22 protein-coding genes and 2 tRNA genes are annotated in these 22,072 nt (G+C 77.0%); 12 read left to right on the top strand and 12 right to left on the bottom strand.

Annotation, left to right across the window (positions count from 1 at the left end; genetic code table 11):
• Positions 1-42: 42 nt before the first annotated feature.
• Entirely contained in the window at positions 43-1,074 is a 1,032-nt protein-coding gene (locus tag ACRYMY_RS15200; protein ID WP_432548072.1) for a zinc-dependent alcohol dehydrogenase family protein, read from the top strand.
• A 30-nt stretch (positions 1,075-1,104) separates the two neighbouring features.
• Here ACRYMY_RS15200 and ACRYMY_RS15195 read toward each other — a convergent pair whose 3' ends face one another.
• A complete protein-coding gene (locus ACRYMY_RS15195; RefSeq protein WP_432548071.1) occupies positions 1,105-1,752 on the bottom strand; it encodes a hypothetical protein in 648 nt (215 codons plus the stop codon).
• A gap of 107 nt (positions 1,753-1,859) precedes the next feature.
• Here ACRYMY_RS15195 and ACRYMY_RS15190 point away from each other — a divergent pair, with 107 nt between their 5' ends.
• The 3 genes from ACRYMY_RS15190 to ACRYMY_RS15180 all read left to right on the top strand — a co-directional run bounded on the left by ACRYMY_RS15190 (position 1,860) and on the right by ACRYMY_RS15180 (position 2,480).
• The gene (locus ACRYMY_RS15190; protein WP_432548070.1) at positions 1,860-2,063 is read left to right on the top strand and encodes a hypothetical protein; all 204 of its coding nucleotides are present in this window, start codon (positions 1,860-1,862) and stop codon (positions 2,061-2,063) included.
• A 68-nt stretch (positions 2,064-2,131) separates the two neighbouring features.
• Entirely contained in the window at positions 2,132-2,314 is a 183-nt protein-coding gene (locus tag ACRYMY_RS15185) for a hypothetical protein (protein WP_432548069.1), read from the top strand.
• Positions 2,315-2,407: 93 nt separating this feature from the next.
• Positions 2,408-2,480 (top strand) — tRNA-Lys (locus ACRYMY_RS15180).
• Positions 2,481-2,660: 180 nt separating this feature from the next.
• Here ACRYMY_RS15180 and ACRYMY_RS15175 read toward each other — a convergent pair.
• On the bottom strand, positions 2,661-5,009 hold the full coding sequence (locus tag ACRYMY_RS15175; protein WP_432548068.1) for a putative bifunctional diguanylate cyclase/phosphodiesterase: 2,349 nt from the start codon (positions 5,007-5,009) through the stop codon (positions 2,661-2,663).
• Between the two features lie 338 nt (positions 5,010-5,347).
• Between ACRYMY_RS15175 and ACRYMY_RS15170 the strand changes: the two genes are divergently transcribed.
• Positions 5,348-6,865 carry a GAF domain-containing protein gene (locus tag ACRYMY_RS15170; RefSeq protein WP_432548067.1) on the top strand — a complete coding sequence of 506 codons (1,518 nt, stop codon included), beginning with the start codon at positions 5,348-5,350 and terminating at the stop codon, positions 6,863-6,865.
• 23 nt (positions 6,866-6,888) lie between these two features.
• On the opposite strand, the gene ACRYMY_RS15165 is transcribed toward ACRYMY_RS15170, so the two are convergent.
• The 3 genes from ACRYMY_RS15165 to ACRYMY_RS15155 are packed head-to-tail and all read right to left on the bottom strand — an operon-like array spanning position 6,889 to position 9,417.
• Positions 6,889-7,752 (bottom strand): LLM class flavin-dependent oxidoreductase, encoded by an 864-nt coding sequence (locus ACRYMY_RS15165; RefSeq protein WP_432548066.1) that lies wholly within the window; start codon positions 7,750-7,752, stop codon positions 6,889-6,891.
• A gap of 10 nt (positions 7,753-7,762) precedes the next feature.
• Positions 7,763-8,704, bottom strand: a complete 942-nt coding sequence (locus tag ACRYMY_RS15160) for a metal ABC transporter permease (protein ID WP_432548065.1) — start codon at positions 8,702-8,704, stop codon at positions 7,763-7,765.
• On the bottom strand, positions 8,701-9,417 hold the full coding sequence (locus ACRYMY_RS15155) for a metal ABC transporter ATP-binding protein (protein ID WP_432548064.1): 717 nt from the start codon (positions 9,415-9,417) through the stop codon (positions 8,701-8,703). Before ACRYMY_RS15155 ends, ACRYMY_RS15160 begins: the two co-directional genes overlap by 4 nt.
• 82 nt (positions 9,418-9,499) lie before the next feature.
• On the opposite strand from ACRYMY_RS15155, the gene aztD reads away from it, so the two are divergent.
• The 3 genes from aztD to ACRYMY_RS15140 all read left to right on the top strand — a co-directional run bounded on the left by aztD (position 9,500) and on the right by ACRYMY_RS15140 (position 12,406).
• Positions 9,500-10,873, top strand: coding sequence for a zinc metallochaperone AztD (gene aztD, locus ACRYMY_RS15150; RefSeq protein ID WP_432548063.1), 1,374 nt, complete (start codon positions 9,500-9,502; stop codon positions 10,871-10,873).
• Positions 10,870-11,781, top strand: coding sequence for a metal ABC transporter substrate-binding protein (locus ACRYMY_RS15145; protein WP_432548062.1), 912 nt, complete (start codon positions 10,870-10,872; stop codon positions 11,779-11,781). The genes aztD and ACRYMY_RS15145 overlap by 4 nt, the downstream gene beginning before the upstream one ends.
• 139 nt (positions 11,782-11,920) lie before the next feature.
• The gene (locus tag ACRYMY_RS15140) at positions 11,921-12,406 is read left to right on the top strand and encodes a hypothetical protein (protein WP_432548061.1); all 486 of its coding nucleotides are present in this window, start codon (positions 11,921-11,923) and stop codon (positions 12,404-12,406) included.
• Positions 12,407-12,442: 36 nt separating this feature from the next.
• On the opposite strand, the gene ACRYMY_RS15135 is transcribed toward ACRYMY_RS15140, so the two are convergent.
• Positions 12,443-13,831, bottom strand: a complete 1,389-nt coding sequence (locus ACRYMY_RS15135) for a GGDEF domain-containing protein (protein WP_432548060.1) — start codon at positions 13,829-13,831, stop codon at positions 12,443-12,445.
• A gap of 181 nt (positions 13,832-14,012) precedes the next feature.
• Between ACRYMY_RS15135 and ACRYMY_RS15130 the strand changes: the two genes are divergently transcribed.
• Positions 14,013-14,663, top strand: a complete 651-nt coding sequence (locus ACRYMY_RS15130) for a hypothetical protein (RefSeq protein ID WP_432548059.1) — start codon at positions 14,013-14,015, stop codon at positions 14,661-14,663.
• Here the strand turns inward: ACRYMY_RS15130 and ACRYMY_RS15125 are convergent.
• The 3 genes from ACRYMY_RS15125 to ACRYMY_RS15115 form a co-directional block, all read right to left on the bottom strand.
• The gene (locus ACRYMY_RS15125; RefSeq protein WP_432548090.1) at positions 14,632-15,981 is read right to left on the bottom strand and encodes a cytochrome P450; all 1,350 of its coding nucleotides are present in this window, start codon (positions 15,979-15,981) and stop codon (positions 14,632-14,634) included. The two genes, ACRYMY_RS15130 and ACRYMY_RS15125, sit on opposite strands and share 32 nt — an antisense overlap.
• Before the next feature lie 80 nt (positions 15,982-16,061).
• Positions 16,062-16,355 (bottom strand): GroES family chaperonin, encoded by a 294-nt coding sequence (locus tag ACRYMY_RS15120; RefSeq protein WP_432548089.1) that lies wholly within the window; start codon positions 16,353-16,355, stop codon positions 16,062-16,064.
• A 91-nt stretch (positions 16,356-16,446) separates the two neighbouring features.
• Positions 16,447-16,737, bottom strand: a complete 291-nt coding sequence (locus tag ACRYMY_RS15115; RefSeq protein ID WP_432548058.1) for a DUF3618 domain-containing protein — start codon at positions 16,735-16,737, stop codon at positions 16,447-16,449.
• A gap of 225 nt (positions 16,738-16,962) precedes the next feature.
• Here ACRYMY_RS15115 and bcp point away from each other — a divergent pair, with 225 nt between their 5' ends.
• Both bcp and ACRYMY_RS15105 read left to right on the top strand, forming a co-directional pair.
• Positions 16,963-17,451 carry a thioredoxin-dependent thiol peroxidase gene (gene bcp / locus ACRYMY_RS15110; protein WP_432548057.1) on the top strand — a complete coding sequence of 163 codons (489 nt, stop codon included), beginning with the start codon at positions 16,963-16,965 and terminating at the stop codon, positions 17,449-17,451.
• A gap of 64 nt (positions 17,452-17,515) precedes the next feature.
• A tRNA-Leu gene (locus tag ACRYMY_RS15105) sits at positions 17,516-17,597 on the top strand.
• A gap of 55 nt (positions 17,598-17,652) precedes the next feature.
• On the opposite strand, the gene ACRYMY_RS15100 is transcribed toward ACRYMY_RS15105, so the two are convergent.
• The 3 genes from ACRYMY_RS15100 to ACRYMY_RS15090 all read right to left on the bottom strand — a co-directional run bounded on the left by ACRYMY_RS15100 (position 17,653) and on the right by ACRYMY_RS15090 (position 20,936).
• Positions 17,653-18,621 carry an ATP-grasp domain-containing protein gene (locus ACRYMY_RS15100; RefSeq protein WP_432548056.1) on the bottom strand — a complete coding sequence of 323 codons (969 nt, stop codon included), beginning with the start codon at positions 18,619-18,621 and terminating at the stop codon, positions 17,653-17,655.
• A 143-nt stretch (positions 18,622-18,764) separates the two neighbouring features.
• Positions 18,765-19,898: a glycosyltransferase gene (locus tag ACRYMY_RS15095; protein WP_432548055.1), complete on the bottom strand. Its 1,134-nt coding sequence runs from the start codon at positions 19,896-19,898 to the stop codon at positions 18,765-18,767.
• A 246-nt stretch (positions 19,899-20,144) separates the two neighbouring features.
• Positions 20,145-20,936: a TetR/AcrR family transcriptional regulator gene (locus ACRYMY_RS15090; RefSeq protein ID WP_432548054.1), complete on the bottom strand. Its 792-nt coding sequence runs from the start codon at positions 20,934-20,936 to the stop codon at positions 20,145-20,147.
• A gap of 122 nt (positions 20,937-21,058) precedes the next feature.
• Here ACRYMY_RS15090 and ACRYMY_RS15085 point away from each other — a divergent pair, with 122 nt between their 5' ends.
• Complete coding sequence (locus ACRYMY_RS15085; protein WP_432548053.1) at positions 21,059-22,054, top strand: NAD-dependent epimerase/dehydratase family protein; 996 nt, start codon at positions 21,059-21,061, stop codon at positions 22,052-22,054.
• Positions 22,055-22,072 lie beyond the last annotated feature (18 nt).

The raw sequence follows: 22,072 nt of genomic DNA, 5'->3' as shown, positions 1-22,072 counted from the left end.
CTCCGTCGTCGTCAGCGCTGCCGACCAGACAGGAGACCGCCCGTGCGCGCCGCCTTCCTCCCCGGGAACCGCGAGGTCGAGCTGCGGGAGGTGCCTGACCCCTCCCCCGGCCACGGGCAGGTGGTGGTGGCGGTGCGGGCCTCGACGATCTGCGGCTCGGACCTGCGGGCCATCTACCGCGAGCACCTGGGCGAGGGCCCGGAGGCGTACCAGGGCGTGGCGGGCGGGCACGAGCCGGCCGGGCGGGTCGTCGCCGTCGGCGAGGGCGTGCACCGGATCGGCGTCGGCGACCGGGTGGTCGTCTACCACATCTCCGGCTGCGGGCAGTGCGACGACTGCCGCCGCGGGTACCAGATCTCCTGCACGTCCGAGCGGCGGGCCGCCTACGGCTGGCAGCGCGACGGCGGGCACGCGGACCTGCTGCTGGCCGAGGAGCGCGACCTGCTCGTGCTGCCCGACGAGCTGACGTTCCTGGACGGCGCGTGCGTGGCGTGCGGGTTCGGCACCGCCTACGAGGCGCTGTGCCGGCTGGGGGTGTCCGGCCGCGACCGGCTGCTGGTCACCGGCCTCGGCCCCGTCGGGCTGGCCGCCGGGCTGCTGGGGAGGGCGATGGGCGCCACGACGGTCGTGGGCACCGACCCCAGCCCGGCCCGGCGCGAGCTGGCCCTGGAGCTGGGCGCCGTCGACCACGCGGTCGCCGGCAGCGACGAGGAGCTGACCGCCCTGCTGGGCGACGGCGCCGAGACGGCCGTGGACTGCTCCGGCAGCGGCGCCGGGCAGCTGACGGCGCTGCGGCACACCCGCCGGTGGGGGCGCGCCGCGCTGGTCGGCGAGGGCGGGCGGCTGGCGGTGGACGTCAGCGAGGTCCTCATCCACCGGCAGCTGACGGTCCACGGCTCGTGGGTGTCCTCCACGGTGCGCATGGGCGAGCTGCTGCAGAACCTGGTGCGCTGGGGGCTGCACCCCGAGCGGGTCGTCACCCACACGTTCCCGCTGGCCGAGGCCGGCGAGGCGTACCGGGTCGCCGACTCCGGCGCCGGCGGCAAGGTCGGCGTCGTCTGGCCCGACGCCTGAGCCCTGCTCACAGGCCCGTCCGGGCGCCCGTCAGACGCCCGTGCGCCCGCCGTCGGAGCCGCTGACCCCGCTGCCGCCGCGCAGCCGTCCGATGGCCAGCAGCCGCTCGCGCAGCCACGCCAGGTAGGCGCCGCGGTCCGCGCGCAGCGCCAGGCTGATGACGGGCACGCCCGCCACCTCCCAGGCGTGCGCGCCCGCGACCGGCAGCACGACGACGTCCAGGCGGAAGGTGCGCAGCCGGCGGCCCAGCTCGCGCTCGACCTCCCCCAGCAGGTTCGTCTCGAACAGCGCGGTGGGCACCCGCCGCAGCACGTCGGCCTCCACCTGCCGGGCGCGCGCGCACCAGGCGACGGCCTCGTCGGCGTCCAGCTCGACGAAGCCGCGCAGCTCCGGCATCCCGCGCAGCCCCGGGTAGCGCGGCGGCAGGATCGAGGTGAGGGCCTGCGGCCCGCCGGGGAAGGCGCCCGCCCACCAGCGGGCCCACTGCTCCCCCGCGACCCGCGCGCCGGCCAGCTCCGCGCTCGCGCCGACCAGCGGCGCGGCCGGCGGGGCCAGCGGCGGCAGGTCCGGCAGCAGGTCCGACACGGGCGGCACCAGCCCCGCCGCGTCGCGCACGTGCAGGGCGAGCAGCAGCGCCTGGGGCATCGACAGGCGCACGCCGGCACCCTCGCTGAACATCGCACAACTGTGCTCCGCGCCGGCGCGCCCGTCCACCGGTGGGAGGACGCGCGGACCCGCCCGCGGGCCGATGCGCGCGCCGGGCGCCCGCGCCTAGCGTCCCGAGCGTGATCAGCGCACCCGGTCCCGTGACGTCCCGGCTGCCCGACCGCGAGCGCCGGCGGCGCCGGCGGCGGGCCGCGGCGGCCGTCGCGCTGCACCGCGGCCAGCTGACCCCGCCCGCGACCCCGCCCGCGACCCAGCCCGCCGGGCGGGCACGCGCCGTCACCGAGCGCGCGGGCGGTGCTCCGGACGGGTCGAGCCCGCGCTGACGGCTCAAGACGGTGTCCCGGGGCGACGACGTCCAGTCCGTCACACCACACGCTCCTCGGGAGGACGCATGACGCAGGACACGACGGGCCGCGACGCGGCGGACCCCGCGAGGGCGATGCTCTCCGAGCACATCCCGCTCTCGCTCATCATGGACATGGCCTCGCCGGAGGGCCCGCGCTCCGCGGAGCTGCTCGAGGCGGAGGGCCTGCCCGAGGACGCGTGGTGGGAGCAGGACGCCTCCCGCTCCTGACCCCGCGACCACGGGTGGACCCCGGGTGGAGCAGTGGCGGCGGGGGCGATTTCGTCCTCGCCGCCGGTGCCTGCTAAGGTCATGACCTGTTGCGCGCCATTAGCTCAATTGGCAGAGCAGCTGACTCTTAATCAGCGGGTTCATGGTTCGAGTCCATGATGGCGCACCTCGAGGCCCCGTGCCGCGGCGAGCTGAGGCTCCTGCGGTGCGGGGCCTTCTCCGTCTCTCCCACCGTCACCCGAGCAGCGGTCTGCCCGGGCCCCCAGGGCGTCCCGCACAGCCGCCAGCGGAGAGGTCCAGCCGTCCGCTCGCACCGGCGCGGGCGGGCGCGGTCGGCGCGCTGCGCTCACAGGGCCGAGGGCAGTGGTGCGGGCTGGCGGGTCGCCGGCAGGGCGCCGAGCCACTGCTCGAAGGCGGCGGCGGGCAGGGGACGGCTGTGGAAGTACCCCTGGGTCTCGTCGCAGCCCAGGCGGTGCAGCGCGTGCAGCACCTGGGCGTCCTCGACCCCCTCGGCGACGATGCGCAGTCCCAGCCGGTGCGCGAGCGCGACGGTGCCGGCGACGATGTCCTCGGCTCGCCCGCCGCTGCCGACCCCGGCGACCAGGGAGCGGTCCAGCTTCAGCTCCACCGCCGGCAGGTCGTTCAGGTAGGCCAGCGAGGAGTGCCCGGTGCCGTAGTCGTCGATGCTGACCTCCACCCCCCGCGCGACCAGCTCGCCCAGGCGCGCCACGGACCCGGCCGGGTCGGCCATGACCGAGGTCTCGGTCACCTCCAGCACCAGGCGTCCGGCCGGCAACCCCGTGGCGGTCAGGGTGTCCTCGACCGTGCCCAGCAGGTCCGGGTGGGTCAGGCAGGCAGCCGACAGGTTGACCGAGACCCGCAGGTCCAGCCCCCGCCGGCGCCAGGCGGCGACCTGGGTGGTGCTCTGCCACAGCACCCGGGTGGTCATCGCCGGCATCAGGCCGTAGTCCTCCACCAGCGGCAGGAAGGTGTCCGGGCCCAGCAGGCCGCGGCGGGCGTTGCGCCAGCGCACCAGCGCCTCCACCCCGACCAGCCGGCCCCCGCGGTCGACCTGCGGCTGGTAGTGCACCTCCAGGTCACCCGGCTGCAGGCCCGGTACGGCGTCCTGCTCGCCCAGCAGCGCCCGCAGCTCCTCCACCAGCAGCGCCTGCTCGGCGGCAGCCGCGGCGGCGGCCTCGTCGTGCACCCGCAGGCCCCCACCGGCGGCCTTGGCGCGGTACATGGCGGCGTCGGCGTGCACGAGCAGCTGCTCGGGGTCGCGCGCGTCCCGGCTGCGGGCGATGCCGGCGCTGCCGCTGACGCGCAGGTGCCGTCCCTCGATCCGCACCGGTGAGAGCGTCACCTGCTGCAGCGCGCCGAGCACCTGCTCAGCGGCGTCCACCGAGCCGCCCGGCAGCACGAGGGCGAACTCGTCCCCGCCCAGGCGGGCGACGAAGGCCTCGGGGCCGGCCACCGAGCGCAGCAGCACCCCGGCGCGGCGCAGCAGCTCGTCGCCGACGGCGTGGCCGAAGCGGTCGTTGACCTGCTTGAAGGAGTCCAGGTCGAGGATCACCAGGGTGACCTCCTCCCCGCGGTCGTACCCGGCGCGCAGCCGCTGGTTCAGCGCCCGCCGGTTCGACAGACCGGTCAGGTCGTCGGTCAGGGCCTCGCGCCGGCGCATCACCAGGTCGGACAGCATGCTGATCAGCTGCACCCCGCGCACCGAGACGCTCAGCGCCGCCAGGCCACCGCTGACCGCGGCCGCCTGGACCTCACCGTCGCCCAGCACGTGCGTGCTCAACCCGGCGGCGACCAGGACGGCGATCGAGGCCAGCAGCACCACCAGCGATCCGGCGGTAGGAGCGGTGGTGGTCACCGGGCGCGCCAGCGGCGGGGCCGCCCGCACCACGGCGGCCACGGCCAGGCTCAGCGCCATCACCGCCCAGCCCACCTCGGACCAGCGCCCGTTGCCGGCGGCGGCGACCGGGTCGTGCACGGCGGCCAGGTCGACGACCACGACCAGCAGCAGCGAGCCGGACAGCGCCCACGCCCGCACGTCGCGGGCCAGGCCGCCGATGACCAGGACGGTCACCGCGCTGCCCAGCAGCATGACCTCCGCCGAGGCCCGCAGCAGCCACAACTGCTCCGACCACAGCGGCCAGCGGACCAGCGGGGAGCCGATCAGCGGCAGCACCAGGTTGCCCACCGCGGTCAGCGCGAAGACCGCACCGACACCGTTGAGCCAGTCACCCGGGTCCGACAGGACCGTCCCGTACCGGTTCCACCGGACCAGCCCCTGGTACAGCAGCGGGCAGGCGACCAGCACCCCCACACCCAGGACGAGACCACCGAGCCCGGACTCCGGCAGCACCCCCACCGCCGCGGAGCAGTCCACGACACCCGCCGCCACCGCCGCCGCCGTGGCGACCCGGGCCGCCCGGGCGAACCAGCCCCAGACCTGCGCCTCGGTGCGCACGGTGCGCGCCCGCCAGGTGAGCACCGCAGCAGCCGCGGCGAACACGGCCGCACGAGCCAGCGACCGCACCAGCAGGTGCACCAGCGCACCGGACCCGCTGCCCTGCTCGACCGCGACCCGCACGAGCGCCCCGGTCGACGTCCACACCGACCCGGCGACCAGGACGACCGCGCACAGCAGGCAGCCCAGCACCACCGGCACCGGAGCACCGCGGATCACCTGCCGGCGCTCTGCTCGCCGCGCTGCTGCCACCCGGGAGAGTTCGGCGCGAGGGCGACGGGACTCAAGCAGCCGTCCGGACGTGATGACCGAGGGCCCTCCCCGAGGGGCGACCTGGTCGGCTCCTCGACGAGCCTGCACCGACGGACCGGCACGACGAGACCACCGACGCGGTCACCGACGAGACGGGGCGCGGCTCAAGGTGAGCGGGTCGCCGGTCGACGGGTGTGTCCACGACGTCCAAGCCGAGGCGTCGCGGTCCGCCAGCGGTACCGGCGCCGCACCCGGACACAGATCGGACCCGCATGTTCAGAAGGCACGCAGCAGTGGTGGCGTCGATGGCCCAGCAGGTCGAGGAGAGCCGCGCCGACGTCGAGGCCGCCACCGAGCTGGTGCAGACGCTGGGACAGGCCCGCACACCCGCTGAGGCGGTGCGCGCCGCGCTGGAGACGGTGCGCGCGCGCTTCGGCTGGGCCTACGGCTCCTACTGGGCGCTGGAGCGGGCCAGCCGGACCCTGCGCTTCTCGCAGGAGAGCGGTGACGCCGGCGAGGAGTTCCGCCGCGTGACGCTGCAGGCGTCCTTCGCCGAGGGCGTGGGACTGTCCGGGCGGGCCTGGCGCGAGCGCGACCTCGTCTTCGTGGCCGACCTGGCTTCGGTGACCGACTGCGTGCGCGCACCCGCGGCCTCGCGCGCCGGGGTGCGCAGCGGCATCTGCTTCCCCGTCATCGAGCACGGGCAGGTCGTGGGCACCATGGACTTCTTCACCACCCAGCGGCTGTCCCCCTCACCTTCCCGCCTGGCCGTCCTGCGCTCGGTCGGGCAGCTGGTCTCCGCGGCGCTGGAACGCCTGAACAACGCCGTGCGCCAGGAGAAGGCCGCCCAGGACGTCGAGGCCGTCTCCACGCTGATCCGCGAGCTGACCTCGGCCACCGGCGAGGAGCAGGCGCTGCAGGTGGCGCTGGACACCGTCCGCCGGGACTTCGACTGGCAGTACGGGTCGTTCTGGCGCCTGGACGAGGACGGGAACGTCCTGCGCTTCGCGCAGGAATCGGGTGAGGCGGGCGCGGAGTTCCGGGCGGTGACGCTGCAGGCCTCCTTCGCCGAGGGCGTGGGTCTGTCGGGTCGGGCCTGGGCGCGGGGAGACCTGGTCTTCGTCGAGGACCTCGGTGAGCTGACCGACTGCGTGCGCGCACCCGCCGCCCAGCGCGCCGGGGTCAAGTCCGGGGTGTGCCTGCCCATCTTCGCCGGCGGGCGCCTGGTGGGCACCATGGACTTCTTCGCCACCCGCACCCTGATCATGTACCCCGGCCGCGAGGCCGCGCTGCGCAACACCGCCGTCATGGTCGGTCAGGCCATGCAGCGCTTCATCGCCAGCTGCAAGCTGCAGCGCGCAGGACAGGAACTGCTGGACTCCATCAGCGAGGTGGAGCGCAACGTGGCCTCGGCCACCAGCGTCGCCGCCCACGGTGAGCAGATGGCCCAGGACGCCAACGACCAGGTCAGCGCTCTGGGCCGGGCGAGCACCGAGATCAACCAGGTGGTGCGCACCATCCAGTCCATCGCCGCGCAGACCAAGCTGCTGGCGTTGAACGCCACCATCGAGGCCGCTCGCGCCGGTGACGCCGGCCGCGGCTTCGCCATCGTCGCGGAAGAGGTCAAGGAGCTGTCCGACGAGACCGAGCGCGCCACCGGCGACGTCAGCGCCAAGGTCAACAGCATCCAGGTCCACGTCGACGCCGTCACCGCCACCTTGTCGACCATCCACACCGCCGTCGAGGAGATCAACCGCACCCAGGAGCTCATCGGCGGGGTCCTGACCGAACAGCACGCCGTCACCCGCGACATCCTCAGCTGACCCGGCACCCCCGCGACCGCGGGTCAGGCGTGGGCGGCGAGGACCGCGTCGAGCGCGGCGCGCGGCACGCCCCGGCCGTCCTCGCGCGGCCAGTGCAGCGACACCTCGTCGAAGCCCGCCTCCCCCAGCGCGCCGAGCAGGTCGGCGTAGGCGGCGGGGCTGGTGAAGGGCTCGCGGTCCAGCAGGCCGACCTGCGCGGTGCGGCGCAGGGGGCGGGTCCGGCCGGCCGCCGCGACGACCTCGTCCAGCGCCCGGTTCTGCGCGCTGACGGCCGCCAGGAACCCGCGGCCGGTCTCGCGCACGTCGCCGTAGGTGATCCAGGAGTCGGCGACCCCCGCGGCCAGCCGCATCCCGCGCGGGCCGGCCGCGGCCACGGTGACGGGCACGCGGGGCCGCTGCACGCAGCCGGGCACGGTGCGCGCGTCGACCGCGGACCACCAGCGCCCGCGCGCGGTGGTGACCTGCTGCTCCAGCATCGTCACCAGCAACCGCGTCCACTCCTCGAAGCGCTCGGTGCGCTCGCGCGCCGGCCACGGCTCGCCGCCCAGGACGGTGGCGTCGGCGCCCTCCCCGCCGCGGCCGATCCCCAGCTCGAAGCGGCCGTCGCTGACGTGGTCGAGGGTGACGACCTCCTTGGCGAACGGCACGGGGTGGCGGAAGTTCGGCGAGGCGACCTGGGTGCCCAGCCGCACCCGCTCGGTGACGGCCGCGGCGGCGGCCAGCAGCGGGACCGCGCCGAACCACGGCCCGTCGCGCATGTCCCGCCAGGACAGGTGGTCGTACGTCCACAGCGTGCGCGCACCGGTGGCCTCGACCTCGCGCGCCGCCGCGGTGAACGCGGCCGGGTGCAGGTCGGGCAGGACGATCCAGGACAGGTCGGGGCGCACCGGCCGAACGCTAGCCGCCGGCGCCCGGGCGCACCGAGAGCGCGTCCGGCCGGGGTGCCGCGGCGGCCGGCCCCTGCTCGCGGCGGCGGGGGCGGCGGCCGGCCAGGCGCCCGTGGGCCGCGCCGGCGACGACCACCACGGCCAGGAGGGCCAGGGACAGCAGGACGACCGTGCCGCCCGTGGGGGTGCCCGTCCAGTAGGAGGTCACGACCCCGCCGCTGCCGGCGAGGACGCCGCCGGCGCAGGCCAGGACGAGGACACCCAGGGAGCTGCGGGCCACGCGCTGGGCGGCGGCCACGGGCAGGACGACGAGGGCGCTGATGAGCAGCAGGCCCACGGTGCGCATGGACAGCACGACGGTGACGGCGACGAGGACGCCCAGCAGGCCGTTGACCAGGCGCACCGGGACGCCGGTGGCCCGCGCGTGCTCCTCGTCGCTGGTGACGGAGAACAGCCAGGGCCGCAGCACGAGGACGACGAGGGACAGCGCGCCGGCCAGGACGGCGAAGCTGACGAGGTCGGCGGTGCTGGTGGTCGTCACCGCGCCGAACAGGTAGCTCTCCAGCGTCGGCCCGCCCGGGGGCGCGTACCCCATGAGCACCACGCCGCCGGCGATGCCGCCGTAGAAGACGACGGCGAGGGCGACGTCGCCGCCCGTGCCGCGCCGGTGGCGCACGGCCTCCATCGCCAGGGCGGCGGCGCAGGCGGCCACGAGGGCCGTCGCCACGGGGGCCCAGCCCAGCAGCAGGCCGCTGGCGACGCCGGCGAGGGCGACGTGGCCGATGCCGTCGCCGACGAGGGCCATGCCCCGCTGGACGACGAAGACGCCGACCAGCGGTGCGGTGAGGCCGACGAGCAGGGCGGCGACCAGGGCGCGCTGCATGAAGGCGTGCTCCAGGCCGGTCCACGTCTGCCAGGCGGGCGGGTCGGCGAGCAGGGCGAGGGCGCTCACCGGGTCACCTCCGCGGGCAGGCGCGCGTCACCGACGGCGGGCGCGAGGCGCCCGGCCTGCAGCTCGACGACCCGGTGGACGACGCCGGACAGGGCGGGCACGTCGTGGGTGACGACGAGGACGGCGGTGCCGCGGTCGACGGCGGCGCGCAGCGCGCGGGCGATCAGCTCGCGGTTGCGGGTGTCGACGCCGGCGGTGGGCTCGTCCAGGAGCACGACGGCCGGGCGCGGGGCCAGGGCGCGGGCGACGAGCGCCCGGCGCTGCTGGCCGCCGGACAGCTCCCCGATGCCGGCGCGGGCACGGTCGGACAGGCCGACGGCCGCCAGGGCCTCGGCGACGGCCTCGCGGTCGGCGCGGCGGGCCGCGCGGCCGAAGCGGGCGAGGGGGCCGCGGGCGGCGAGCCGGCCGGCGGCCACGACCTCCGCGACGGTGGCGGGCACGGCGGCGACGGTGTGCCGCTGCGGCACGTAGCCGACGGGCCGGGCGCACAGGCGCACCTCGCCGCCGAGGACGGGGACGAGCCCGAGGCAGCAGCGCAGCAGCGTGGTCTTGCCCGAGCCGTTGGCGCCGGTCAGGGCCACGCACTCCCCCCGCGACAGCGTCAGGTCCACGCCGCGCACGACGGGGACGCCGCCGTAGCCGGCGACGAGGTCGCGCACCGCGAGCGCGGGACCGTCGAGGAGGGCGGGCGGGCTGCCGGTGGAGGGACGCACGCCCGACACCTTAGTCGATAACGATTATCAGAGGTGTTAGCGTCTGCGCCGTCGAAGTCCCCGGTCAGACAGGAGCGTCCCCGTGCACCGCCCTCCCCTCCGCCGACCCCTCGCCCTGGCGGCGGCCCTCTCCCTCGCGCTGGTCGCCGGCTGCTCGAGCGCCGACACGGCCGCGGCCCCCGAGGAGGCCCCGGAGCAGACCCCCACCGCGACCAGCACCCCCGAGCCCACCGAGGCCGCCGCCAGCCAGCCGCGCCTGGCGATCACGCACTCCGGCGGCGTGCAGGTCCTGGACGCCACGTCCCTGGAGGTCCTCGGCGACTTCCCCTTCGACGGATTCACCCGCCTGAACCCGGCCGGTGACGGCCGCCACCTGCTGGTCACCGCGGCCGGCGGGTTCCACTCCCTGGACGCCGGCGCGTGGGAGCAGGCGCACGGCGACCACTCGCACTACTACACGTCCGAGCCGCGCGTCACCGGCACCGTGTTCGAGGCCGAGGAGGCCGGGCACGTCGTCACCCACGCCGGCCGCACCGTCCTGTTCGACGACGCCACCGGCCAGGTCGTCGCCTTCGACAGCGCCGACCTGGAGGACCCCGACCGCGAGACGCGGGAGCTCACCACCCCCTCGGCCCACCACGGACTCGCCGTGGAGCTGTCCGACGGCCGGATGGTCGTCTCCGAGGGCGACGAGGAGTCCCGCACCGGCATCCGCGTCCTGGACGCCGAGGGGAACGAGATCGCCGCGAACGACCAGTGCCCCGACGTCCACGGCGAGACCGTCGCCGCCGACGAGGTCGTCGTCGTCGGCTGCACCGACGGCGTCCTCGTGTACAGGGACGGGGAGATCACCAAGGTCCAGAGCCCCGACGAGTACGGCCGCATCGGCAACCAGTGGGGCACCGAGGACTCCCCGATCGTCCTCGGCGACTACAAGTCGGACCCCGACGCCGAGATCGACCTGACCACCCGCGTCTCGCTCATCGACACCACCACCGGGCAGCTGCGGCTCGTCGACCTGCCGTCCTCCTACTGGTACCGCTCGCTGGGCCGCGGGGAGGACGGCGAGGGCGTCGTCCTGGGCACCGACGGGCAGCTGCACGTCATCGACACCGTCGCCGGCACCGTCACCCGCTCGATCCCCGTGATGAGCGAGTGGGAGGTCGAGGAGGACTGGCAGACCCCGCAGCCGCAGGTGTTCACCATGGAGGGCACCGCGTACGTCAGCGACCCGGTGGACGACAAGGTCCACGCGGTCGACATCGAGACCGGTGAGGTGTGGGCCAGCGCCGACCTGTCGGTGACGCCCAACGAGCTCAAGGGCGTGACGGGCTCCGCCGACGAGAACGCCGCCCACGACGGCGAGCACGGTCACGACCACGCCGGCGAGGACCACGACGACCACGCCCACGAGGGCGAGGAGCACGACCACGAGGGCGAGCAGCAGCGGTCGTGACCCCTCGCACCCCGGCCCCGCTGTCCCGCCGGGCCGCCCTGCTGGCCGGCGCCGCGCTCCTCGCGGTGCCGGCCGGCGGGTGCGGCGCGGCGGGCGGCCCGGGCAGCAGCGCCGGCAGCGACGCCACCACCGTCGTCGCCTCCTCCTACCCGCTGGCGTTCGTCGTCGAGCGGGTGGCGGCCGAGCGGATCGGCAGCGGGGACGTCGCGCTGGAGAACCTGGTCCCGCCGGGCGCCGACAGCCACGACCTGGAGCTGTCCCCGCAGCAGGTCGCCGAGCTCGGCGCCGCCGACCTGGTCGTCCACCTCGGCGGGCTGCAGCCGGCCGTCGACTCCGCGCTGGCGCAGGACCCGCCGGAGCACCTGGTGGACACCGCTCCCCTGGCCGACCTCGGCGCCGACCCGCACTTCTGGCTCGACCCGGTGCGGATGGTCGAGGTGACCCGCGAGGTCGCCGGGGAGCTGGCCCACGTGGACCCCGACGGCGCGGGCTCCTACACGAGCGCCGCCGCGGACCTGGAGGAGGACCTGCGGGCGCTGGACGCGGAGTACTCCGAGGCGCTGGCCGGGTGCGCCGGCGCCACGCTGGTCACCTCGCACGAAGCGTTCGGCTACCTGGCCGAGCGCTACGGCCTGGAGCAGCTCGGCATCACGGGCATCGACCCGCACGTCGAGCCGTCTCCCGCCCGCCTGCGGCAGGTCGTGCAGACCGTCTCCGGCCGCGGCGTGCAGACGGTCTTCTTCGAGGCCGCCGCCGGTGAGGGCGTGGCCGCCGCGCTGGCCGACGACCTCGGCGTGCGCACCGGGGTCCTGCACCCGATCGAGCGGGTCACGCGGGACGAGGACTACCTGGGCCTCATGGAGGCCAACCTCGCCGCGCTGCGCGACGGGCTGGCCTGCGACGCCTGACCCGCCGCACCGCCGGCACCACCCGAGCGCCCCGTCCCCGCCGCCGCGGGGGCGGGGCGCTCGTGCGTCCCGGGTCCGCACGGCGCTCGTACCGGGCCCGCGCGGCCTGCGTGTCGGTGGCGTGCGCCACCATCGCGGCATGTCCTCCGGCACGTCCCCGCGCACGTCCCCGACCCGCCTGTCCCGCCTCCTGGTCCGCGGGGTGGACGCCGCCGCGGCCGGTGACGCGGAGGAGCTGCGCGCCGCTGCGGCCGCGCTGGCCGAGCTCGACGCCGAGCAGGTGCGCACGGTGAGCGGCGACGTGCTGCGCGACCTGCTGGAGGGGCTGCACCCCGACGGCCTGGACGCCGACGACCTGCGCGCCGTGGTCGCGCGCACCGCCCGGTCCGCGACGTGGCTGCCGGACCTGTCGCCGGACCTGCTCGTGCTCGTGCTCACCGGGGCGCTGGGCGCCCACCCGGACACGGCGGACGGCGACCCGCCGCCGGCCCTCCCAGCACCCCTCGTCGCCCACGCCCTGCTGCTGCTGGAGGACCTGCTGCGCGCCGCCGGTCGGCCGCTGGCCCCGCACCTGGACGCCGCCCTGGCGGAGGTGCGTCGCCGGGAGACCGTCGAGGCGCCCTGACCCGCGCCCCCACGGGCCCGCCCCCACGAACCCGCCTCAGCGGGCGGCCACCCGGTCGCGCCCGCCGCGCTTGGCCGCGTACAGGGCGGCGTCGGCGCGCGCCACCAGCTCCGCGGCGCCCTCGGCGCCGTCCCAGAGCGCCACACCGGCCGACGCCGTCTGCGGCGCGGGGGTGGCCCGGCGCAGGTCCTCCACGAGGTCGAGCGCGTCCGGCACGGCCGCGCCGGTCAGCAGCACCGCGAACTCCTCCCCGCCGTAGCGGGCGATCATCGCCGCCGGCGGCAGCAGGTCGCGCCACGCGCTCGCCGCTCCCCGCAGCACGCGGTCGCCCGCGGCGTGGCCGGCGGTGTCGTTGAGCCGTTTGAAGTGGTCCAGGTCCAGCAGGGCGACGGCCACCGGACCGCCGTCGGCCAGCGCGCGCTGCAGACCCGCGTCCCACGTCCGGCGGTTCGGCAGCCCGGTCAGGGCGTCGGTGCGCGCCACCTCGGCGAGCTGGCGGGCCTGCTCCTCGACGCGGCGCACGAGCTGGCGCACGCGGGCCAGGGTCAGCGCCGACAGCAGCAGGGACCCGGCGCCCACGACGGCCCAGTCGACGGGCAGCCCGGCCAGGCCCTGACCCAGCAGCACCGCGGGCGCCAGGCACGCCGCCCCGCCGACCAGGAGCCACCGCCACAGCGGCCAGCCGATCCCGGCGTCGCCGGGGGTGGCGGCCGCCAGGCCGGTCGAGGTCAGCGCCGCGGCCGCCAGCAGCGACAGGCACCACGCGAAGGGCAGCAGCTGCCACGGACCGGCCAGCCCCGGGGCGAGGACCGCCACCGCCCCCGTGACCACGTCCCCGCACAGCAGGCACGCGTAGGCCGCGGCGGCCAGCACCGACGGAGCTCGAGCCGATCGTCCCGACAGCAGCCAGTGCAGGGCCAGGCCGAGGAGCAGCAGGTCGATCAGCGGGTAGAGGACGACGAGGACCGCCCCGGTGCCCGACACCCCGGTCTGCGCCAGCGCGGGCCGGACGACGAGGGCGCCGACGGCGACGGCAGCACCGGTCGCCGCGATGGCGGTGTCCAGCAGGGCGCCCGAGTCGAAGCGCCGCCAGCTCAGGGAGGCGAGCGCCGTGAGCACCAGGACGTTGCCGAGCACGAAGAAGACGTTCGAGGTCCCTGCGGCCACCGCTCCGTCCCCGCGGAGCTCGGCGTGGAAGAGCGCGTAGCCGACTGTGATGCAGGCCAGTCCCAGGCCGTGCAGGAACCACGGCGGCCGGTGCGCCGGCGGGCGCCGCGGCAGGCCCGCCGCGACCGCGGCGACGGCCAGGACGCCGGGGGCCACAGCGGCGACGGCCTGCGGCACCGGTCCCGCCCCGGTGAGGACGACGGCCAGGGCACCCAGGCCGGTGAGCGCGGGCAGCACGAGGCGCCAGCCGCCCCTCACCGCTCTCGCCCCACCCCGTGGTCGTCGGCCCGCGGGCAACGCCGCTTGAGCACGAGCAAACGCTTCCCACCGCCGGGCCCACACCGGCGACTTCAGGGAGTCGCTTGATGGTCACGGACAGTAGGACGAGACTGCGTGCCGCCGAGCACCGACGCCGGCAGACCTCACCGTGGAGGCACCCGTGAACGAGCGCACGCGCACCACCGGCCCCACCCCCCGCCCCGCCCGACGCCGCGCCCGACGCCGCGTCCCCGCCCTCGCCGCGGTCGCGGTCCTGACCGCCGGCCTCGCCGCGGCACCCGCCGCGAGCGCCGCCACCGCACCGCCGGGCGTGCGGGCGGCACCCGGCGCCGTGACGCTCTCCCCGCGCCCCGCCGTCCTGCCCGAGACGTGCCGCACGGCCACCCCGCCGGTCAGCCCCTGCGGGTACGGCACGATCGACGTGCGCGTCAGCGGCCTGGCCGCGGCCGGGGACCGCGCCGGCGGCGGGATCGGCTTCGGCGGGGCCGCCGGCGTCACCCTGGAGGTGCGCTGCGGCACGTCGACGCGCTCGACGTGGGTGCGCACCCAGGTCCCCGTCGGGCCGGTGTGGCCGCGCTCGGCCTCGACGATCGGCCCGGCCACCCGGGTGGACGCCGACACCGCCGTCCTGCGCGCCGGGTTCACGCTGCCCTCGAGCGGCGCGCTGGGCGCCTGCCGCTCCACGACGACCGTGGTGCGGGCCTGGTCCACCGGCGCCTCCGTCGTCCTGGACGGCCTGCCGCCGACGGCGTCCGGCGCGACGTCCACGACCGTGCGGGTCAGCGGGACGCCGCAGTTCCCCCGGGCCTGAACCCGTCGCGGTCCCGCACCAGCAGGTGCAGCCCGCCCCGCGGTCGCAGCGTGACGAGCGACTCGACCGCGGGGCGCGGCCCCGGCGCGGGCGCCAGCGAGCGCGTGCGCAGCAGCTCGGCCAGCAGCAGGACCGACTCCACGAGCGCCAGGTCGCGGCCGATGCACAGCCGCGGCCCCGCCCCGAACGGCACGTAGCCCCTCTCGCGACGGGCGGCGTCCAGGAAGCGCTCGGGCCGGAACTCCTCCGGCTCCTCCCACACCGCCGGGTGCCGGTGCAGCGCCCACGTGCAGACGATGACGAGGGTTCCCGCAGGCACCTCGACGCCCGCGACGACGTCGTCCTCCAGCGCCCGCCGGGTGATCACCCACGCCGGCGGGTACAGCCGCAGCGACTCCTCCAGGACCGCCCGCGTGAACCGCAGCCCGCGCAGGTCCTCCCACCCCGGCGAGCGGCGCCCGCCGTCGAGGAGCTCGTCCAGCTCGGCGTGCAGCCGCTGCTGCGCGCCCGGGTGGCGGGCCAGCAGGTCCAGCGTCCACGTCAGCGACGATGCGACCGTCTCGTGACCGGCGACGACGAAGGTGACCAGCTCGTCGCGCACCTCGGCGTCGCTGAGCCCGGCGCGCAGCATGAGCCCCACGACGTCCTCGCGCCCGTCCTCGCGCTCGTCGCCGTCCGCCGCGGCCGGGCGGGCCCTGCGGGCGGCGACGATCCGCGCGCAGACGGCGTCGATGCGCGCCGTCTCGCGCTCCAGCAGCCGCCGCGAGCGCGTGGGCCACGAGCCCGGCACGGGGCTGGCGGCGCGGGCCACGAGCAGCTCCAGCGCCCGCCCGACCGCGTCGACGAGCTGCTGCGCCACCCCGGACAGGTCCGCGTCGGCCAGCGTGTGCCCGACGACCTCCAGGCTCGCGCGGGAGGTGGCGTCCAGGACCTCCAGCGGCGCGCCGGCCCGCGCGTCGGCCTCGGCGCCCAGCCGGGCGCCGGCCGCCACCGCGCGTTCCGCCACGTCGCTCAGCGCCCCGTGGTGGAAGGCCGGCTGCACGGTGCGCCGGTGCCGGCGCCACGTGTCCCCGTCGCTGGCGAGCAGGCCCTGGCCGGTGACCGTGGCCAGCGCCGAGTACTGCGGGGTGGCGCGCCCGTAGCGGCGGTGGGCGTCGACGAGGACGTGCTTGACGCCGGCGGGGTCGTTGAGCAGCAGCACGGGGGTGCGCGGCAGCGGGAACGCGGCCAGGTCGCCGTAGCGGGCGGCCGTGGCGGTGAGGAAGTCCACCGGGCTGCGCCGGATCGCCGGGACCGCGCGGACCATGTCCCACGGCAGCGGACCGTCGGCCGCCAGCGGGGTGTAGCGGGCGTTGCGGCGAGCGCCGGGCGACGCGGCGGGCGCGGTGCCGGAGCGCCTCAGAGGTACAGCCCGGTCTGGCCGTCGTCGACGCGCGGGGCGGCGACGGCGTGCAGGTCGCGCTCGCGCAGCAGGACGTACCCCTTGCCGTGCAGCTCGACCTCCGCCTTGTCGTCGGGGTCGAACAGCACGCGGTCGGACACCTGCACCTGGCGCACGTGCGGGCCCACGGCCACGACGGTCGCCCACGACAGGCGGCGACCCACGGCGGCCGTGGCGGGGATGACGATGCCGGCGGAGGACCTGCGCTCGGAGGCGTCGTCGGCGGAGACGAGCACCCGGTCGTGCAGCATCCGCACCGGCAGGCGGCTGGGGTCGGGCGCGCTGGTCACGCGGGGACCGTACAGCCGGGCCCCCGCGCGCGGCCCGGGCGGGTCCGCCGGCTCAGCGGCGCCGGCGGACGGCGCGGACGACGATCACGACCCCCACGCCCACGACGACAGCGGCCACGGCGGCCACCCGCTCGGTGCGCAGCCCGCCGCGGCGGTCGGTGACGAAGCCGAGGGCGGACGTCTGCGCCGAGGTCAGGCCGCGGCGGGCGATCTCCGAGGGCTGCAGCCGGTCGTGCAGCTCCTCGAGCGTGGCGGCCAGCCGGTCCCGGCGCACCTGGACCTCCCGCTCGAGCGCACGGGGGTCCGTGGTGGTGATCTCGACCTTGCCGTCGCTGCCCGCCACGGTGCCTCCTGCCGACCGGTGTGGTCCTCGTGCCCTGTTCCTGCTGCGCCTGGTGCTGCGGCCCGCGCACCGGCCCGGGGGGCGGCGGGGCGACCCGACCGTACCGGAGGGGCGTCCCGCCGCACGCGCGGGCGGCCCCGCCGCGCTCACGTGTCGGCCCCGACGCGGTTCCCCACCCGGCCGCGGCCCGGTCGCGGGCCGGGCCCCGGCGGCTACGGTGACGCCGTGACCGACCGCCCCGCAGGCCGGCTGACGCCCGGCGACACCGCCCCCGACTTCACGCTGACCGCGCACGACGGCAGCACCGTGACGCTGTCGCAGCTGCGCGGCGAGCACGTCGTCGTCTACTTCTACCCGGCGGCGATGACGCCGGGCTGCACGACGCAGGCGTGCGACTTCCGCGACTCCCTGGACGCCCTCGCGGCCTCCGGGTACCGGGTCCTGGGCGTCTCGCCCGACCCGGTCGCGAAGCTGGCCGAGTTCGCCGAGCGCGACGGCCTGACCTTCCCGCTGCTGTCCGACCCCGACCACGCGGTGCTCGAGGCGTGGGGCGCGTGGGGCGAGAAGACGATGTACGGGCGCACGTCGGTGGGCGTGGTGCGCTCGACGGTCGTGGTGGACCCGGAGGGCGTCGTGCAGCTGGCGCAGTACAACGTGCGCGCCACCGGCCACGTCGCCAAGCTGCGCCGCGACCTGGGCCTCGACGCGGCCTGACGCCCGCCCCGGAGGCCGCCGGACCCACCTCCTCCCGCCCGTCCCGGTTAGGCTGCCGGGGCGAGCGGGAGTGGTGTAACTGGCAGCCACGCAGGACTTAGGATCCTGTGCCTCCGGGCGTGCGGGTTCGAGTCCCGCCTCCCGCACTCGCGGTGCGCTCGCGGTGCGCTCGCGGTGCGCTCGCGGCGCCCCGGCCGGGGTTCAGCCGCGCAGCAGGCGCCCCAGGTAGCGGGCGATCTCGCGGGGCCCCGAGCGCGGCGCCGCGGCGTCCACCGCCGCGTTGTAGTTCGTGTTCGTGTTGACGTCGTAGGTGACCAGCCGGCCGTCGACCGTCTCGATGAACTCCATCCCCGCGACCTCGACGCCCTGCTCGCGCAGGAACCGCGCGTGCTGCGCGAGCACCGGGTGGTCGAACCCCTCGCGCAGGCTGAACACCGTGTCGCCCGGTTCCTGCGGCACCGTCGCCCCCGGCGGGAGGACGGGCCGGCCGGTCACCGGGTCCAGCTCGCAGGCGTCGGCCGGGCAGAGCTGGAAACCGCCCTTGGCGGTGTCGGCGCGCACGGCGTACAGGAACTCCCCGCCGACGAACTCCGCGCGGGTGATCGAGGCGTCGGCGGGTTCGACGTACTCCTGGAGCAGCCACACCCCGTCGGCGGGCTCGTCGAGGTCGCCGGCACCGGCCTCGAACTCCTCGGCGGAGTCGAACCGGGCCACGCCCAGGCCCTTGCCGCCCTGCGAGTGCTTGGTGACGAACGGCCCGCCCAGCTCGCGCGCGAAGGCGAGCGCCGCCGCGCGCAGCCGCTCGGTGCCGACGACGGCGACGGTGCGGGGGACGTCGATCCCGGAGGCGGCCAGCGCGGTGAGCTGCTGCACCTTGCTCAGCTCCAGCTCCAGCACGCGCCGGCCGTTGACGGTGCGCCGCCCCGAGGCCTCCAGCCACGACAGCACGGCACGGGTGTGGGCGACGGAGGCGGTGTGCCCGCGGGTGTGCGCGGACGCCGACATCCGCGACCACCACACGCCCGGCTCCGGTTCCGCGGCGAGGTCCAGCTCGCCGCCGGTCAGGACGTGCTCGCGCAGCGGCACCCCCTCGGCGGCGAACGCCTCGACGAACGGCGGCAGCCACTCGGGGTTCTCGTGCAGGACGTGGACGACGGGCTCGGGGCTCACCGCGCCATCATCCCCCGCGGTCGGTCGGCGCACCCTCCCCCGGGTCGGCGCACCCTCCCGGGGCTCAGCGCTCCCGCCCGGGGCTCAGCGCACCCTCCCGGGGCTCAGCGCACCCTCCCGGGGCTCAGCGCACCCTCCCGGGTTCAGCGCATGCGCTTGGTCCACACCCCCGACTGCCCGCGCACGGCGCGCGGCAGGGCGCGGCAGAACACCACCAGCGGCATCCCCACCGCCTGCCCGGCCAGCCGCAGCGGGGCGCTGGCCCGCCCGTGCAGGCGGTCCCCGCGCGCGTAGGCGAGCACGGCCAGCGCGTGGCCGGCCAGGACGAGCTGGGAGGTGCGCCGGCGCGGTGCGGCGGCCGCGCCCGCCAGCAGCGCGACCTGGGCGGCCGGGCCGACGGTGGAGCGCCACACCTTGTGCGCGGCGAAGCGGCGGAACTCCACCGGCCCGGTGGCGAACTGCGCGCGGTAGCGCCAGAACAGGCGCAGCTGACCGGCCATGATGCGCACCCGCCGCTCGAGCTGGTCGCCGCGCGGGGCGGAGTCCTCGACGACGAGGCAGCGCGGTTCGACGCCGACGGCGTACCCGCGCGAGGCGACGTCGAAGGCCAGCCACAGGTCGTCGTTGGCGGTCCCGGCCGGGATCGGCCGGAAGACGGGACGGCGGAACGCGACGGCCTCGCCGACCAGGGCCAGCGACCCGCCGCGGGCCGCCTCCGTCGTCTTGATCCAGTTCTCGTAGCGCCAGTACAGGCCCTCGTCGGCCGCGCCCCGCTCGCGGCGCAGGCCGGAGACGAGGTCGTACCGGGCGACGCAGGTGTTCAGCAGGGCCCGCAAGCCGTCCTGGTCGAGGGTGGCGTTGGCGTCGACCACCACGACGTACGGCGCCTTCGTGCCGTCCACGCCGCGGTTGACGGCGGCGGCCTTGCCGGCGCGCCGCTCGGCGTAGTCGACGCGGAACCCGTGCGCCAGGCACAGGTCGCGGGTGCGCTCGTCCTCGTCGACGACGACGGTGACGCAGGACAGCGGCACGCGGCAGGCGTCGACGAGGGTGCGCAGGGTCTGCAGGATGACGCCGGCCTCGCCGTGGGCGGGGACGAGGACGTCGACGTCCTCCCACGTCCAGCCGTGCTCGCCGACGGGTCCCGCGTCGGCTGCGCCGATCGCGGTGGCGCCCGCGCGTCGCGGGCGGTGCGCCAGCAGCCACGCCGGGTAGGCGACGTGGCCGGCGAACGCGGCGGCGACGAGCGCGGGCAGCGCGGTGCGGGTGGTGCTCACGGTCTCCCCCAGACCCCCGGGTTCGCGGCGGCCCGGGACCCGGGCACCGTACCGGCGCGGAAGGGCTGCGCTGCAACGTTTTCACGACCCGTCCCCCGACCGGGGGACCACTGCGGGGGAGTTCTCGACGCACCGTCAGGAAACCATCACGGCCCGTGGACGGAACTCCGTCGCAGGTCGCGAGGAACCGTGCACGGGGAGTTCCGGGGACCGCGTCCGGGGGTTCCGGGGAGAGTCGCGGGACGACTACACCGAGTCCTCCCGCGCACCCGGACGGGAGTTCCCCGCCCCCGGCAGCAGGACGTCGAGCCAGCCGTCGACGAGGACGTCGAACCACGCCGCGCGGTCGCCGACGACGTTCGTCAGCGCGCCGTCGAGCTCCAGCACCACGGCACCGGTCACCTGCTGCCAGGCGGCCAGGCCGTGCGCGACGAGGGCCACGAGCGCGTCCTCGCCCTCCACCGCTCCCCCGTCCGCGGGCAGCAGCCCGAAGACCGGCTGGGCCGCGAGCGCGCGCAGGTCCGCCCGCAGGGAGGCGGGGGTCCCGGCCGGCAGGGGGCGGACGGCAGCGGGGTCGACGACGCCGGCGGACACGGCCTCGCGCAGCAGCCGGCCCATCACCGCGGGCGCCCGGCCCGCGGGGCGCACCGTCTCCACCGGCGCGGCGTACCCGGGGACGGGGCTGCCGTGGACGAGGGCGAACTCGTGCGGGTGCGCCAGCGCCCACGCGCGCGTCCCCCGGCACACCGCCCGCCAGCGGGCGGCCGCATCCTCGGGCGCGCAGGCGGCGTCGGCGCGCTCAGCGGCCTCGCCCAGGGCGTCGTAGGTCTCGACGATGAGGTGCGTGAGCAGCTCGTCGCGGGTGGCGACGTAGCGGTAGACGGCCGAGGAGACCATGCCCAGCTCGCGGGCGACGGCGCGCAGCGACAGGCCGGCGGCGCCGACCTCGGCGAGCTGGCGGCGGCCGGCCCCGACGATGCGGCGCACGACGTCCTCGCGGGCCCGGGCGCGGGCCTCGGCGGCGGCGGAGGGGCTCATCCCGGCATCCTCGCACGCCCGAGAGCACCGCTCATCATCGAGAGCGCTGCTCTTGACGACGGAGCCGAGTCGCGTGAACACTGCTCTCGTCCGAGAGCGCCGCTCACACCGAGGAGTCCGCCGTGCCCGTCCAGCCCACCCCCGCCCGCCACGTCGTCGCCGGCGCCGGCCCCGTCGGCACCCGCCTGGCCCTCGCGCTGGCCGGCCGCGGCGACGAGGTCGTCCTCGTCAGCCGTTCCGGCCGCGGCCCCGACCACGAGCGCGTGCGCCGACTGGCCCTCGACGTCGCCGCCGACCACCGCTCCGGCACCGGCGCCCTCGCCGACGCCGTGCGCGGGGCGTCGACCCTCGTCAACGCCGTCAACCCCGCCTACCACCGCTGGCCGCAGGAGTGGCCCGGCCTCACCGCGGCCCTCCTCGACGCCGTCGAGGCCGGCGGCGCCCGCTACGTCGCCTTCTCCAACCTCTACGGCTACGGGCCACGCACCGCGCCGATGACCGAGGACGCCCCCCTGGCCGCCGCCCCCGGCACCAAGGGCGCCGTGCGGGCCCGCACCTGGCTCGACGCCCTCGCCCGCCACGAGGCCGGGCGCCTGCGCGCCAGCGAGGTGCGCGCCTCCGACTACTTCGGCGGCGGGCCCGGCGCCAACAGCCACCTGGACCTGGAGGTCGTGCCGCGCGCCGCGCGCGGCCGCGTCCCGTGGGCGCTGCTCGGCGACCCCGCCGCGCCGCACGCCTGGACGTTCCTGCCCGACGCCGTCACCACCCTGCTCGCCGTCGTGGACGACGAGCGCGCCGACGGCCGGGCCTGGCTGGTGCCGTCGGCGGCCCGTTCGATGCACGAGGTGGCCGCCGACGTCGCCCGCCTGCGCGGGGTGCGGCCCCACCGGGTGCGCGTCGCCCCCCGCCCCCTGCTGCGCGCCGCCGCGCGCGTGTCCGCGAGCGTGGCGGCGGTGGAGGCCGAGCGCTGGCAGTTCGCCGCGCCCTTCCTCGTCGACTCCACCCGCACCGAGCAGGTCCTCGGCGTGCGGGCCACGCCCTGGGAGGACGCCCTGCGCGCCGACCTGGAACTGCTGGGCCTGCCCGCGCGGGCGCCGCGCCCGGTGCCCGTGGCCTGAGGCCGGAGGCCTCAGGCC

The organism is Kineococcus haloalkalitolerans, from assembly GCF_050871905.1.
Lineage (GTDB): Bacteria > Actinomycetota > Actinomycetes > Actinomycetales > Kineococcaceae > Kineococcus.
This window is presented reverse-complemented; position numbering and strand designations above follow the sequence as displayed.

Coding starts and splice junctions, on each gene's coding strand:
- ACRYMY_RS15185 (WP_432548069.1), top strand. CDS start 2,132: ATGACGCAGGACACGACGGGCCGCGACGCGGCGGACCCCGCGAGGGCG.
- ACRYMY_RS15170 (WP_432548067.1), top strand. CDS start 5,348: ATGGCCCAGCAGGTCGAGGAGAGCCGCGCCGACGTCGAGGCCGCCACC.
- ACRYMY_RS15120 (WP_432548089.1), bottom strand. CDS start 16,355: ATGCTGCACGACCGGGTGCTCGTCTCCGCCGACGACGCCTCCGAGCGC.
- ACRYMY_RS15195 (WP_432548071.1), bottom strand. CDS start 1,752: ATGTTCAGCGAGGGTGCCGGCGTGCGCCTGTCGATGCCCCAGGCGCTG.
- ACRYMY_RS15140 (WP_432548061.1), top strand. CDS start 11,921: ATGTCCTCCGGCACGTCCCCGCGCACGTCCCCGACCCGCCTGTCCCGC.
- ACRYMY_RS15090 (WP_432548054.1), bottom strand. CDS start 20,936: ATGAGCCCCTCCGCCGCCGCCGAGGCCCGCGCCCGGGCCCGCGAGGAC.